Origin of the sequence: Luteimonas gilva (assembly GCF_005239095.1) — a bacterium.
Taxonomy (GTDB): domain Bacteria; phylum Pseudomonadota; class Gammaproteobacteria; order Xanthomonadales; family Xanthomonadaceae; genus Luteimonas_C; species Luteimonas_C gilva.
Genome location: NZ_SZUA01000002.1, coordinates 270,956 through 283,281, shown reverse-complemented (window position 1 = coordinate 283,281; position 12,326 = coordinate 270,956). Strand labels below are relative to the sequence as shown.

Sequence of the window (12,326 nt, the reverse complement as noted above, 5' to 3'; positions counted from 1 at the left end):
GCGGTCAGCCGTGGGCCGGATCGCCATCCTGCCATTCGACGCGGTTCCCGCCCAGTCTCTTGGCGCGGTAAAGGGCCGCATCGGCTTGGGCGTACCAGGCGTTCCAATCGCTGGCCGGATCGATCAGGCAGGCGCCCACGCTGACCGGGCAAACGTGCGGCGGCGACTGCGGCACCTGCAGCAGGCCTTGGGTGGTGCTGACGATGAAGTCGGCGTAGCGCATCACCTTCTCGGGCTGATCGGCGGTGATCAGCAGGCAGAACTCGTCGCCTCCCAAACGGCAGGGGATGTCGTCCGGCCCGGCCACCGAACGCAGGATGTTGGCCACGCTTTGCAGGACGCGGTCGCCGGCCAAGTGGCCGTGCTCGTCGTTGACCTGCTTGAAGCGGTCGCAGTCCACCAGCAGCAGTCCGAGGCTCGCCGGCATGCCGATGGCGCGGCTTTCCTGCAGATGCAAAGTCAGGCCGCGGCGGTTGTACAGGCCGGTGAGGTCGTCGGTGCGGATCAGCTCTTCGGTCTGGTTGAGCTGGTGGGTGGTGGCGTGCAGATGGTCGAGCGCGCTTTGCAGTTCTTCGTTGCGCAGGCGCAGGCGCCGGATCAGGCTTTGTTCGTTGAGCACGACGCGCATGATCGTGCGGCGCAGGAATTGCGCCAGCATGCGCGGGTTGCGCTCGACCAGGCTCTCGAACTCGGCTTGCTGCAGCACCAGCAGCACGCCGGCTTCGGCCATCACCGCGCCGGCGCTGCGGGCGTGGTCGCCGATCAGCAGGGCCAGCTCGCCGAAGAATTCGCCGGGGCCGAGCGACTTGGCGGTAAGGTCGTCGCCGAAATCCAGATCGACCGTGCCTTGCGCGACCACGAACATGGTGGCGCCGTGATCGCCGCGATGGAACAACCGCTCGCCCGCAGTCACCCGACGCGGAGTAGCGAACTCCGCGAACAGGGCGTACTCGTCGGCCGTGAGCGAGGCCGTGCCCATCTCCCCAGGATGGGCTGCATCCAATGCGTTCGTTGCGCGGGCCGAAGGCGGCACCACGGAATGACGATTCATCCCAGCTCCCCCGGATTCGTCGGTTTCAGGATACCACTCGATCCGGATACCTGAATGGGACGCGAAAAGTTCCGGGGACCGGCCAAACGAAGGCCTGAACAGGCGCCGCGGCCACGTAGCCCGGGTAAGGCCGCAGGCGGCACCCGGGAAACCATGTCTCGGGCGTGTTCCTGGGTGAGCTGCGCTTACCCGGACTACGGTTACGCCGCCTTTTCTTCCTGGAATTGCGCTTCCTCGGTCGAACCCTTCAGCGCCACGGTCGAGGACTGACCGCCCTGGATGGTCTGGGTCACGCTGTCGAAGTAGCCGGTGCCGACCTCGCGCTGGTGCTTGACCGCGGTGAAGCCGCGCTCGGCGGCGGCGAATTCGGCCTGCTGCAGCTCGACGAAGGCGCTCATCTGCCGACGCGCGTAGCCGTGCGCCAAGTTGAACATCGAATAGTTCAGCGCATGGAAGCCGGCCAAGGTGATGAACTGGAACTTGTAGCCCATCGCCGCCAATTCCTTCTGGAACTTGGCGATGGTGGCGTCGTCCAGGTTCTTCTTCCAATTGAACGAAGGCGAGCAGTTGTAGGCCAGCAGCTTGCCCGGATGCTTGGCGTGCACCGCTTCGGCGAATTTGCGGGCGAAGTCCAAGTCCGGCTTGCCGGTTTCGCACCACACCAGATCGGCGTAGGGCGCGTAGGCCACGCCGCGCGAGATCGCCTGGTCCAGACCGTTGCGGGTCTTGTAGAAGCCTTCGACGGTGCGTTCGCCGGTGGTGAACGGCTTGTCGTTGTCGTCGATGTCGGAGGTGAGCAGATCGGCGGCTTCGGCGTCGGTGCGCGCGACGATCAGCGTCGGCACGCCCATCACGTCGCTGGCCAGGCGCGCGGCGGTCAGTTTGTCGATCGCCTCGCGGGTGGGCACCAGCACCTTGCCGCCCATGTGGCCGCACTTCTTGACGCTGGCCAGCTGGTCCTCGAAATGCACGCCGGAGGCGCCGGCTTCGATCATCGCCTTCATCAATTCGAAGGCGTTGAGCACGCCGCCGAAGCCGGCCTCGGCGTCGGCCACGATCGGCTGCAGGAAGTCGATGCTGTCGTCGCCCTCGGCGTGATGCAGCTGATCGGCGCGCAGCAAGGTGTTGTTGATGCGCTTGACCACCATCGGCACCGAGTTGGCCGGATACAGCGACTGGTCCGGATACATCTCGCCGGCGACGTTCGCGTCCGCCGCCACCTGCCAGCCGCTCAGATAGATCGCCTTCAGCCCGGCCTTGACCTGCTGCATGGCCTGATTGCCGGTCAGCGCGCCGAGCGCGTTGACGAAATCCTCGGTGTGCAGGTAGCGCCACAGCTTTTCGGCGCCGATCTTGGCCAGCGAATGCTCCACCGGCACCGTGCCGCGCAGGCGCACCACGTCTTCGGCCGAATAGGCGCGGGTCACGCCCTTCCAGCGCGGGTTGTTGGTCCAGTCCAGTTTGATCTGTTCGGCGGTGGGCAGGGTCTTCATGGCGTTGGGTCCTTCTTCGATGTCGGGGCGTATCTTTGCTTCGGTTGGTGTAGAGCGGAGCTTGCTCCGCTGCTCTTGCTTCTATCGCGACTGGCCGAAAAGCAGCGGAGCAAGCTCCGCTCTACACGAGCAAAGGCGGGCTGTTATGGCAAACGTTCGTAGGCCGGCACAGTGAGGAAATCCTCGAGCTCGTCGCGGTGGGTGAGTTCGTCGAGCAGGCCGATCGCCTCCTGCACCTTCTCCGCGCCGACCACCTTCTCGTCGGCCAGTTTCGAAGGCAGATTCAGCAGGGCGCGCTCGAACAGCGCGAAGTCGACCCGCGTGCCGTCGTCCAGATGCACGTTGCCGTGGTGCAGCCATTGCCACAGCTGCGCGCGGGCGATCTCGGCGGTGGCGGCGTCCTCCATCAACCAGTGGATCGGCACGCAGCCGCTGCCCGCCAGCCACGCGGCGAGATAGCGCACGCACACCTCGACGTTGCCGTCGAAGCCGGCGCGGGTGATCGTGCCCAATGGCGGCGCGAGCAAATCCGCGGCGGCGACGTTCACGTCGTCGCGCGCCACGCTCTGCTGGTGCTTGCACGGCATGCCGGCGTCGAAGATCGCGCGCGCGATCGGAATCAGCGCCGGATGCGCCACCCAGGTGCCGTCGTGGCCGGCACCGACTTCGCGCTGCTTGTCGGCATGCACGCGCGACATCGCCGCGGCGTTGGCCTCGACGTCGTTGGCGATCGGGATTTGCGCCGCCATCCCGCCCATCGCATGCGCGCCGCGGCGGTGGCAAGTCTTGATCAGCAGCTCCGAGTACGCCTTCAGAAACGGCTGCGTCATCGTCACCTGGCCGCGCTCGGGCAGCACGCGGTCGCGGTGCGCGCGTAGGGTTTTGATGTATGAAAAGATGTAGTCCCAGCGCCCGCAATTCAGGCCGACGATGCGTTTGCGCAGCGCGTGCAGGATCTCGTCCATCTCGAACGCGGCCGGCAGCGTTTCGATCAGCACGGTGACCTTCAGCTGGCCGCGCGGCAGGCCGAGCGCGGATTCGACATGCGACAGCGCGTCCTGCCATAGCGCCGCTTCTTCCATCGACTGCAACTTGGGAATGTAGAAGTACGGGCCGCGATCCCTGACCGCGAGCGTCTTCGCGTTGTGGAAGGCGAACAGGCCCAGATCGAACAGGCTGGCGCTCATGCGCTCGCCGTCGATCAGCACATGCTTCTCGTCCAGATGCCAGCCGCGCGGGCGCACGATCAGCACCGCCCGCTCTTCGAACGGCTTCAACGCATAGCGCTTGCCGTTCTCGTTGACGAACTCGAGCGTGCCGACCACCGCCGAGCGCAGCGAGCGCTGGCCGGCGATCAGGTTGTCCCAGGTCGGCGCGGTCGAATCCTCGAAATCGGCCATGTAGCAATTGGCGCCGGAGTTCAGCGCGTTGATCACCATCTTCGGATCGACCGGACCGGTGATCTCGACCCGGCGGTCCAGCAGCGCCGCCGGGATCGGCGCCACGCGCCAGTCGCCTTCGCGGATCGCGCGGGTGTCGGTGCGGAAATCCGGCAAGGCGCCGGCGTCGAATTCGGCCTGGCGCTTGCGCCGCGCGGCGAGCCGGGCTTGGCGGCGGGGCTCGAAACGCCGGTGCAGATCGGCCAGGAAATCCAAGGCGGCCGGGGTCAGCAGCTCGGCCTGGCCAGCGGCTTGAGCCGCGATTTCGACGGCGGGACGGGTTGCGGGTTTCAGCACTGCCGACATGCGCGGCTCCGGTGAGGGTCCGACCTCACCGTGCGCCCCAGTACTGTATTTGACAATACAGTTTTCTCAATGCTAAGTATTATTTCCGCTAATACAACCTTTCGAATCAATGATTTCCGGCGGCTCAGACAGCCCGCGTTTCGCTTACAAGGCCGATCGGTTGAAGCCTTTGCGGGCGTTTTGCCAGACCGCCCGGCTGGGCTCGGTCTCCCGGGCCGCCGAGGCGCTTTATGTCAGCCAGCCGGCGATTTCGCTGCAGTTGCAGGCGCTGGAGCGCGACATGGGGGTGCGGCTGCTGGAGCGGTCCGGACGCCGGATGACCCCGACCCGCGAAGGCCAGATCCTGTACGAACTGGCCCGCCCGCTGGTGGAAGGCCTGGACGGCCTAGACGCCGCCTTCCGCGACCAGATCGGCGGCCTGGACGCCGGCGAGCTGCACGTGGCGGCCGGCAGCTCCACCATCCTCTACCTGTTGCCCAAGATCGTGGCCGCCTTCCGCGAGCACCACGCCGATGTGCGGCTGAGCCTGCACAACGTCACCGGCGCCAGCGGACTGGATCTGCTGCGCTCGGACGCGGTCGATCTGGCGGTCGGCTCGATGCTGGATGTGCCGGGCGATCTGAGCTATGCGCCGGTGTATCGCTTCGAGCCGATGCTGATCGCGCCGCGTGGCCACCCGCTCGCGGACAAGCGCGATCTGAAGCTCGAAGACCTGTCGCCCTATGGCCTGATCCTGCCGCCGAAACGCCTCACCACTTATCGGCTGGTCGACTTGGTGTTCCAGCAGAACCGCGTGCCCTACACCGTGGCGCTGGAAGTCGGCGGCTGGGAAGTGATCAAGCAATACGTGGCGATGGGCCTGGGCGTGAGCATCGTCACCTCGATCTGCCTGACCGACGCCGACCGCGAACGCCTGGCCGCGCGTTCCCTGGCGAAATATTTCCCGTCGCGCAGCTACGGCGTGGTGATGCGCAAGGGCAAATTCCTCTCGCCGCAGGCGCGGGCCTTCGTCGATTTGATCAAGCCGGATCTGTTCGTGCGCGGTGGCTACGACGAGACCGGGCATTCGGAACGATGACGTAGGGTGGGCCTTGGCCCACCTTACGGCAGGATGTCGCGGACGGCCTCGATGAAAGCGCGCAACTTCGGCGCTTCCGCCGCGCGGCGCGGGAAATACAGGAACAAACCGGGCTCTTCGATCGCATGCGCCGGCAGCACTTCGCGCAAGCGCCCGGCATCCAATTCCGCCGCCGCCAGCGGGACGAACAGATAGGCGATGCCGATGCCGGCCAAGGCCAGCTCGCGCGCATGCAGCGCGTCGGTGACGCGCGCGCTGCCGGCGACGTCGACCGCCACGTCCTTGCCGCCTTCCCGCAGTTCCCAGGCGTAAGCGGCGCCGCTGGCGAGCAGGCGGTAGCCGATGCAGTTGTGCTGGGAGAGTTCGGCGATGGTCTTCGGTTCGCCGCGCGCGGCCAGATATTCCGGCGACGCCACCAGCGCGGTGCGGAACGGCGGCGTCAGGCGCACCGCGACCATGTCCTGCGCGATCATTTCGCCCAGCCGCACGCCGGCGTCGAAACCCGCGGCGACGATGTCGGTGAGCGCGTCGTCGGCGATCACTTCCACGACCAGTTCGGGATGGCGCCGCGCCAGCGCCGCCAAGATCGGCGTGATCGCCAGCGGCAGCGCGATGCGCGGCGCGTTGATGCGCAGCACGCCGCCGATGCGGCCCGCGGCCGAGCCTTGGCGCTCCAGCGCGTCTTCGATGTCGCGCATCGCCGGGGCGATCGCGCCCAGCAAGGCCGTCCCGGCCTCGGTGAGCGCGACGCTGCGGGTGGTGCGGGCGAACAGTGGCGTCCCCAGCCGCAGCTCGACGGCGCGGACCGCATGGCTGACCGCGGACGGGCTCATGCCCAATTCGGCCGCGGCCGCGGCGAAGCCGTTGCGCCGGGCGACGGCCAAGACGACGGGCAGGTGCGGCAGCAGGTCTCGAAGCATTCATGCACCGAATCGCATAACCCTTGCGAACTATACCGTCTTATCAAACGATCGGTCGGCGCCGATCCTGTCTCCATGCCCGGCGCAGCCCGCACCGGCCCAAGGAGACAACCCATGAACGCTCAAGCCCAAACCTGGCTCATCACCGGTGCTTCCTCCGGCTTCGGCCGCGCCTTCGCCGAACATGCCCTCGCCCAGGGCCACAACGTCGTCGCCACCGCTCGCGACGCCGCCCGCCTCGCCGGCCTGGCCGCGCTGGCGCCCGATCGCGTGCTGGCCTTGTCGGTCGACGTCGACCGCGCCGGCGATGCGCAGCGCGCCGTCGACGCGGCGGTCGAACGCTTCGGCTCTCTCGACGTGCTGATCAACAACGCCGGCTACGGCTTGGTCGGCGCGGTCGAGGAGACGCCGGAAAACGAATGGCGCGCGGTGATGGAAACCAATTTCTTCGGCGCGCTGGCGATGACGCGCGCGGCGCTGCCGCGGATGCGCGCGCAGAAGCGCGGCGCGATCGTCAACGTATCGAGCATGGGCGGCCAGTTGTCGTACGCCGGCTACGGCGCCTATTCGGCGACCAAGTTCGCGCTGGAAGGCATGTCCGAAGCCTTGGCGCTGGAAGTCGCGCCGTTCGCGATCAAGGTGATGATCGTCGAGCCGGGCGCGTTCCGCACCGACTTCGCCGGCAACGCGTTGCGGCACATGCCGGAAATGGACGAATACCGCGAAACCTCGGGCGTGGTGCGCGAGTTCTCGCGCGGCATGCACGAGACGCAGGCGGGCGATCCGGCGAAAGCCGCCGTCGCCGTCGCCGCCGCGCTGCAGGCGGACAAGACGCCGCTGCGCCTGCAACTCGGCGCCGACGCGGTGGACGCGGTGCGCGGCCACGCCGAACAGTTGCTGTCCGATCTGCGCGCTTGGGAAGGCGTGGCGTTGGATACCCGCATCGACGCCTGAATGTCGTTGCTGTTTCCCTCTTTAAAAAAGGGGGATCAAGGGGGATTTGCTTTTGATCTTGCTTCATCGACCTCGATGCAAGAGCAAATCCTCCCCGGCCCTCTTTTTCAAAAAAGGGAGAACAGCCCATCACGTCGCTGGCGGCTGCACCACATCGCGATTCTTCCCCCGCCACGGCGCATACCACCGCTGGATGCGGTGGATGTCGGCGACCATGTCCTCGCCCAGTTCGAACGTCGGGCCGATGCCGATGATCTTCTGCGGATAATCGAAATACGCCGGCAGCACCGGGACGTTCGCGGCCTTGGCGATCTTCCAGAAGCCGGTCTTCCAGCGTTCGACGTATTTGCGCGTGCCTTCCGGCGCCAAGCCGTACCAGAACTTCTCGCGGCTGTGGATCAGGGCCGCGGCCTGTTCGACCACGCCGTGCGCGGCGTTGCGGTCGACTTCGATCACGCCCAGCCGGCGCAGGAGCGGACCCAGCGGCCACCAGAACAATTGATGTTTGCCGAGGATGCGGATGTCCAAGCCCAACGCGAGCTTGGCGGCGAAACCCCAGACGCCGTCCCAGTTCGACGAATGCGGCGCGCCGATCAGCACCAGCTTCGGGATGTCGGGAAACGCGCCGGCCATGCGCCAACCGCCCAGGCGAAGGATGCTGCGGCCGAGCCAACGGGTGAAGCCATTGGGTTTGACGCGCGGCGCGTTCGGCGGCAGCGGCAGGACCACGTCGTCGTTTCCGGTCATCCGTCCCCTCGGTCAATCCCAATCGCGCTGGGTACGCTGGCGCTTGATCGTACCGCGCTCGCGCTTGGCGTCCAGCCGCCGGGCTTTGGCCGCCCGGCTCGGCTGGGTCGCGATCCTCGGCTTGGGCGCTGCCCGGCCCGATTCGACGAAAGCGGCCAGCCGCTCGCGCGCGTCCTGCCGGTTGCGATCCTGCGTGCGGAAACGTTGCGCGTTGATGACCAGCACGCCTTCGGCGGTCACGCGCCGGTCGCGCTTGGCCAGCAGGCGCGCGCGCACGGCCTCGGGCAGCGAGGGCGAATTGGCCACGTCGAAGCGCAATTCCACCGCGGTCGCCACCTTGTTGACGTTCTGTCCGCCCGGCCCCGCCGAGCGCACGAAACGTTCGCTGAGTTCCTGTTCGGGAATGACGATGGCCGGCGCGTTCATGGCGCGATTGTAGTGTCTGGCGCGCGTTTGACGCCGGATCGCCGCTGGCCGAGGATGGCCGCATTCGAGGGAGGGGGAACCATGAAGAAGATCGCGATCGCGCTGTCGGGCTGGCTGCTGTGCCTGACGGCTTTCTCGGCGGTGGCGCAGACGCCGGCCAGCGACGCCCAGGTCGACAAACTGCTGGAAGTGATGCGCGCGCGCCAAACTCTGGATGCGGTGATGCCGCAGGTGGCCGCCTCGCAGCAGCAGATGGCGGCGCAGATGACCGCCGACAAGCAGTTCACGCCCGAACAGCGCGCCAAGCTGGACCGGATACTCGAAAAGTCGATGGCCGGCATCCAGCGCGCGATGGCTTGGGAAAAACTCGAACCGATCTACCGCGACATCTACCGGCAGACGTTCACCGCCGAAGACATGGACGCGATGATCGGCTTCTACGGCAGCCCGGCCGGGCAAAAGCTGCTCGAAAAGATGCCGCAGCTGATGCAGAACACGATGGCCGGCGTGCAGAAGCTGCTGGTGCCGATGCTGGACGAGATGCAGCGCGACATCGAAGCCGAATTGCAGGCGCCGGCCCAGCCCTAGCGCTCGCGGCTAAAGCCGCTCCTACGAAGAGCAAGAGCAAGTCCGCTCTATAGAACCGGTTAGCGGAACAGGGCCAGCGCACGGCCGAATTCGGCGTCCACCGGCGCGATCGCCTCGATCCGCTTTCCGTCGACCGGGTGAACGAACGCCAGCCGCTCGGCATGCAGCAGCATGCGGTGGATGCCGAGCATGCGGAAGGTGCGGTTGTGGCGGCCGTCGCCGTGGCTGGTGTCGCCGATCAAATGATGCGAAACGTGCTTGAGATGGCGTCGGATCTGGCGGAAGCGGCCGGTCTCGGGCGTAGCACGCAGCAAGGCGTAGCGTGAAGTGTCGAAGCCGGCGGACGGCGCATCGATCTCCGCCGTCCCCAGGCGCGCGAAACGCGTGATCGCGGGCTTTTTCGCTGGTTTTCCGGGCCCGCCGTCGAGCGGATGATCGACGGCGAACGTTTCCTCCGGCCAACCGCGGCACACCGCCAGATAGTCTTTTTCGACTTCGCGCGACATCAGCGTCTTGCCCAATGCCGAGGCGGTGTCGCGGTCGAAGGCCAGCAGCAGGCAACCGCTGGTGGCGCGGTCCAGACGATGCACGAGGAAAATCGGTCGGCCGAATTGCTCGCGCAGACGGTCGGCGGCGAAGTCGGTTTCGCCGCGGGCCAAGGCGCTGTCGTGGACCATCAGGCCGGCAGGTTTGTCGACTACCGCGAGCCAGTCGTCGCGATACAAAACCGGCAGCCCGACATTCCGCTGTTCCTCCCCCTTTGAAAAAGGGGGATCGAGGGGGATTTGCTCTTGATCTCGAGAGATCATCGGTAAAGCGCAAATCCCCCCTGCCCCCCTTTTTCAAAGGGGGGGACAGCAGGTGCAAATGCAACCAAGACAAAGCGAGTCATTGACGACGCTTCAACGCCGCGGCCAAGCGGCGAGCAGGCCCCACAATCCGCCCAGCCCCGCTACCCACACTGCCGCCGGCACGCCGAACAGGCGCGGGCCGCCCGCTTCGAGCGCGTACAGCACCGCCGCGACGATCAACAAGCCGGTGCCGAGGATCGCCGAGACGATGCGCTTCTGCATGCCCTTCATGGTCTGCGCCAAGTCGTGCAGATCCTTCGAACGCAGCGCTAGCTGATGCTTGCCTTCCACCTGCTGGGTCAGCCAGGCGTGCAGCAAGCGCGGCATGTCAGGCGCGTGCGTCACCATCTCGGGCAGGCGCTTGCGGAATTCGCCGGCCAGGCGCTGCGGGCTGTAGCGCTCGACCAGGATCCGCTCCAGCACCGGCCGCGCCACGGCCCAGATGTCGAGCTGCGGATCGAGCAGGCGGCCGACGCCTTCGATGTTGAGCAAAGTCTTCTGCAGCAGGATCAGCTGCGGCTGCAAGGTCAGCTCGTAGCGCTGCGCGGTGCGGAACAGCTTGATCAGCACCTCGGCCAGCGAGATTTCGGACAGCGGCCGGGTGAAATAAGGTTCGCAGACCGAACGCGCCGCGGCTTCCAATTCGTCGATGCGGATGTGCGAGGGCATCCAGCCGGCCTGCACGTGCAGCTCGGCGATGCGGCGGTAGTCGCGGTTGAAGATCGCCATGAAATTCTCGGCGAGGTAGTACTGGTCCTCGCTGGAGAGCTGGCCCATGATCCCGAAATCCAGCGCGATGAAGCGCGGATCGAGCTTGCGTTCCGGATCCGAATCGACCCAGATGTTGCCGGCGTGCGCGTCGGCGTGGAAGAAATTGTCGCGGAACACCTGGGTGTAGAACACGCGCACGCCCTTCGCGGCCAACGCTTTGCGATCGATGCCGGCGGCGTCGAGCTTGGCGATGTCGTCGCTGGGGATGCCGTGGACGCGCTCCATCGTCAGCACGCGCTCGGCGGTGTGCGACCAGATCGGCTCGGGCACGTACATGTCCGGCGAATTCGTCCAGAACCGGCGCAACACGCTGGCGTTGGCGCCTTCGCGCTGCAGGTCGAGTTCGGCGGCGAGGGTGCTTTCGATTTCGGCCACGATTTCGCGCGGCCGGATCTTGTCGGCGCTGGGATGGGTGCGGTCGACCAAGCCGGCGATGTTGTTCAGCAAGGCGATGTCGGCGGCGATCTGGCGCTCGATGTCCGGGCGCAGCACCTTCACCACCACATCGCGCGACGGCGCGGCGTCGGTCGCCGGCAAGGTCGCGGCATGCACCTGGGCGATCGAGGCCGAAGCCAGCGGCACGGTATCGAATTGCGCGAAAGCTTCGGCGATCGGGCGGCCCAAGGCCTGCTCGACGATGGCGCGCGCGGCTTCGCCGTCGAACGGGGCGACCCGATCCTGCAGCAACGACAATTCCACCGCCACGTCCGGCGGCACCAGGTCGCGCCGCGTCGACAGGATCTGGCCGAACTTGACGAAGATCGGGCCCAATTCCTGCAACGCCAAGCGCAAACGCGCGCCGCGCGGCATCGCCGCGATTTCCTGCGAAGCGCGCGGCACGAACGGCCGCATCAGCCGCAGCCAGCGCTCGGCGGGCGTATCGTCGAGCAGATCGTCCAGGCGATAGCGCAGCAAGACCCGGCCGATCTTGCCGGCGCGCAGCAGCGACGACATCATTCGCGCGCTCCCGCGTTCGCTTGCAGGCGCGCGACGCGAGCCGCGGCGCGGTCGACGCCGTCGCGCAGCCGGTCGACGTCGTCGTGGAAGGCGTTCAACTCGGCCTTGGAGACGACGTCCCGCGATTCTTCGGTGACGAACTCGGCCGCATCCTCCGCCAGGCTCGCCGCGGCGATGCGCGCCTGCTTGAACGCGGCGGCGGCCGCATTGGCGATCTGCACGCCGAGCACATCGCCGAACACGGCGGCGAACGGGCGCTGCCAGTCCGGATCGAAACGCTCCGCCAAGCGCTGCAGGCGACGGGCCAAGTCGGCGTCGCCGGAAACGTGCAGCTTGCCCGCCGGCGCTCCCTCGTCCCGGCGCAAGAACGGCAGCTGGCCGATCAGTGCGCCGAGGGTGCTGCGCACGGCGAGATCCGGCTCGGTTGCCTCGTCGACGGGACCGACCGTCAGGCGCTCGCCTTCCACCGCGATCTGCAACGTCAGCGGCGGCGAAGCCAGGCGTAAGGTCACGCGCTTGCCCGAAAGCGGCGCCAGCGCGGCGCGAGTCTCGGGGTCCAGCGCCAAGGCGCGATTCAAAGCGGTTTCGAGCGCGCGGCCGGCGACCGGCTTCAACGCATCGAACGGCAGGGAGGAGGATTCGGCCATGCCGGCATTGTAGCCGGCCGGCGTTTCTGCTTTTTCCCTCTTGGAAAAAGGGGGATCAAAAGCAAATCCAATCGGACTTCGGCCGATCCGCCCCCTTT

12 protein-coding genes are annotated in these 12,326 nt (G+C 66.8%); 3 read left to right on the top strand and 9 right to left on the bottom strand.

The features are described 5' to 3' along the window. Window positions 1–4: 4 nt before the first annotated feature. The 3 genes from FCE95_RS09265 to aceB all read right to left on the bottom strand — a co-directional run bounded on the left by FCE95_RS09265 (window position 5) and on the right by aceB (window position 4,289). Window positions 5–1,051: a GGDEF domain-containing protein gene (locus FCE95_RS09265; protein ID WP_137266745.1), complete on the bottom strand. Its 1,047-nt coding sequence runs from the start codon at window positions 1,049–1,051 to the stop codon at window positions 5–7. Window positions 1,052–1,251: 200 nt separating this feature from the next. Continuing rightward, window positions 1,252–2,544, bottom strand: coding sequence for an isocitrate lyase (gene aceA / locus FCE95_RS09260; protein ID WP_137266744.1), 1,293 nt, complete (start codon window positions 2,542–2,544; stop codon window positions 1,252–1,254). Window positions 2,545–2,687: 143 nt separating this feature from the next. After that, window positions 2,688–4,289: a malate synthase A gene (gene aceB / locus FCE95_RS09255; RefSeq protein ID WP_137266743.1), complete on the bottom strand. Its 1,602-nt coding sequence runs from the start codon at window positions 4,287–4,289 to the stop codon at window positions 2,688–2,690. A 109-nt stretch (window positions 4,290–4,398) separates the two neighbouring features. Here aceB and FCE95_RS09250 point away from each other — a divergent pair, with 109 nt between their 5' ends. Beyond that, entirely contained in the window at window positions 4,399–5,367 is a 969-nt protein-coding gene (locus FCE95_RS09250) for a LysR family transcriptional regulator (protein WP_137266742.1), read from the top strand. A gap of 23 nt (window positions 5,368–5,390) precedes the next feature. Here FCE95_RS09250 and FCE95_RS09245 read toward each other — a convergent pair whose 3' ends face one another. Further along, window positions 5,391–6,287, bottom strand: a complete 897-nt coding sequence (locus FCE95_RS09245) for a LysR family transcriptional regulator (RefSeq protein ID WP_137266741.1) — start codon at window positions 6,285–6,287, stop codon at window positions 5,391–5,393. A 114-nt stretch (window positions 6,288–6,401) separates the two neighbouring features. On the opposite strand from FCE95_RS09245, the gene FCE95_RS09240 reads away from it, so the two are divergent. After that, window positions 6,402–7,241 carry an oxidoreductase gene (locus FCE95_RS09240; protein ID WP_137266740.1) on the top strand — a complete coding sequence of 280 codons (840 nt, stop codon included), beginning with the start codon at window positions 6,402–6,404 and terminating at the stop codon, window positions 7,239–7,241. A gap of 129 nt (window positions 7,242–7,370) precedes the next feature. Here FCE95_RS09240 and FCE95_RS09235 read toward each other — a convergent pair whose 3' ends face one another. Further along, complete coding sequence (locus FCE95_RS09235; RefSeq protein ID WP_137266739.1) at window positions 7,371–7,988, bottom strand: lysophospholipid acyltransferase family protein; 618 nt, start codon at window positions 7,986–7,988, stop codon at window positions 7,371–7,373. Between the two features lie 12 nt (window positions 7,989–8,000). Then, complete coding sequence (gene arfB, locus FCE95_RS09230) at window positions 8,001–8,414, bottom strand: alternative ribosome rescue aminoacyl-tRNA hydrolase ArfB (RefSeq protein ID WP_137266738.1); 414 nt, start codon at window positions 8,412–8,414, stop codon at window positions 8,001–8,003. An 81-nt stretch (window positions 8,415–8,495) separates the two neighbouring features. Between arfB and FCE95_RS09225 the strand changes: the two genes are divergently transcribed. Continuing rightward, window positions 8,496–9,002, top strand: coding sequence for a DUF2059 domain-containing protein (locus FCE95_RS09225; RefSeq protein WP_189644708.1), 507 nt, complete (start codon window positions 8,496–8,498; stop codon window positions 9,000–9,002). A gap of 59 nt (window positions 9,003–9,061) precedes the next feature. Here FCE95_RS09225 and FCE95_RS09220 read toward each other — a convergent pair whose 3' ends face one another. The 3 genes from FCE95_RS09220 to FCE95_RS09210 all read right to left on the bottom strand — a co-directional run bounded on the left by FCE95_RS09220 (window position 9,062) and on the right by FCE95_RS09210 (window position 12,228). Then, window positions 9,062–9,811, bottom strand: a complete 750-nt coding sequence (locus FCE95_RS09220) for a pseudouridine synthase (protein WP_137266736.1) — start codon at window positions 9,809–9,811, stop codon at window positions 9,062–9,064. 93 nt (window positions 9,812–9,904) lie between these two features. Then, window positions 9,905–11,578 (bottom strand): ubiquinone biosynthesis regulatory protein kinase UbiB, encoded by a 1,674-nt coding sequence (gene ubiB / locus FCE95_RS09215; RefSeq protein WP_137267545.1) that lies wholly within the window; start codon window positions 11,576–11,578, stop codon window positions 9,905–9,907. After that, entirely contained in the window at window positions 11,578–12,228 is a 651-nt protein-coding gene (locus tag FCE95_RS09210) for a ubiquinone biosynthesis accessory factor UbiJ (protein WP_137266735.1), read from the bottom strand. The genes ubiB and FCE95_RS09210 overlap by 1 nt, the downstream gene beginning before the upstream one ends. Window positions 12,229–12,326 lie beyond the last annotated feature (98 nt).

What these genes read in the sequence shown, in the direction of transcription:
- FCE95_RS09265 (WP_137266745.1), bottom strand. Translation starts at nt 1,051, where the DNA reads ATGAATCGTCATTCCGTGGTGCCGCCTTCGGCCCGCGCAACGAACGCA.
- aceA (WP_137266744.1), bottom strand. Translation starts at nt 2,544, where the DNA reads ATGAAGACCCTGCCCACCGCCGAACAGATCAAACTGGACTGGACCAAC.
- aceB (WP_137266743.1), bottom strand. Translation starts at nt 4,289, where the DNA reads ATGTCGGCAGTGCTGAAACCCGCAACCCGTCCCGCCGTCGAAATCGCG.
- FCE95_RS09250 (WP_137266742.1), top strand. Translation starts at nt 4,399, where the DNA reads ATGATTTCCGGCGGCTCAGACAGCCCGCGTTTCGCTTACAAGGCCGAT.
- FCE95_RS09245 (WP_137266741.1), bottom strand. Translation starts at nt 6,287, where the DNA reads ATGCTTCGAGACCTGCTGCCGCACCTGCCCGTCGTCTTGGCCGTCGCC.
- FCE95_RS09240 (WP_137266740.1), top strand. Translation starts at nt 6,402, where the DNA reads ATGAACGCTCAAGCCCAAACCTGGCTCATCACCGGTGCTTCCTCCGGC.
- FCE95_RS09235 (WP_137266739.1), bottom strand. Translation starts at nt 7,988, where the DNA reads ATGACCGGAAACGACGACGTGGTCCTGCCGCTGCCGCCGAACGCGCCG.
- arfB (WP_137266738.1), bottom strand. Translation starts at nt 8,414, where the DNA reads ATGAACGCGCCGGCCATCGTCATTCCCGAACAGGAACTCAGCGAACGT.
- FCE95_RS09225 (WP_189644708.1), top strand. Translation starts at nt 8,496, where the DNA reads ATGAAGAAGATCGCGATCGCGCTGTCGGGCTGGCTGCTGTGCCTGACG.
- FCE95_RS09220 (WP_137266736.1), bottom strand. Translation starts at nt 9,811, where the DNA reads ATGATCTCTCGAGATCAAGAGCAAATCCCCCTCGATCCCCCTTTTTCA.
- ubiB (WP_137267545.1), bottom strand. Translation starts at nt 11,578, where the DNA reads ATGTCGTCGCTGCTGCGCGCCGGCAAGATCGGCCGGGTCTTGCTGCGC.
- FCE95_RS09210 (WP_137266735.1), bottom strand. Translation starts at nt 12,228, where the DNA reads ATGGCCGAATCCTCCTCCCTGCCGTTCGATGCGTTGAAGCCGGTCGCC.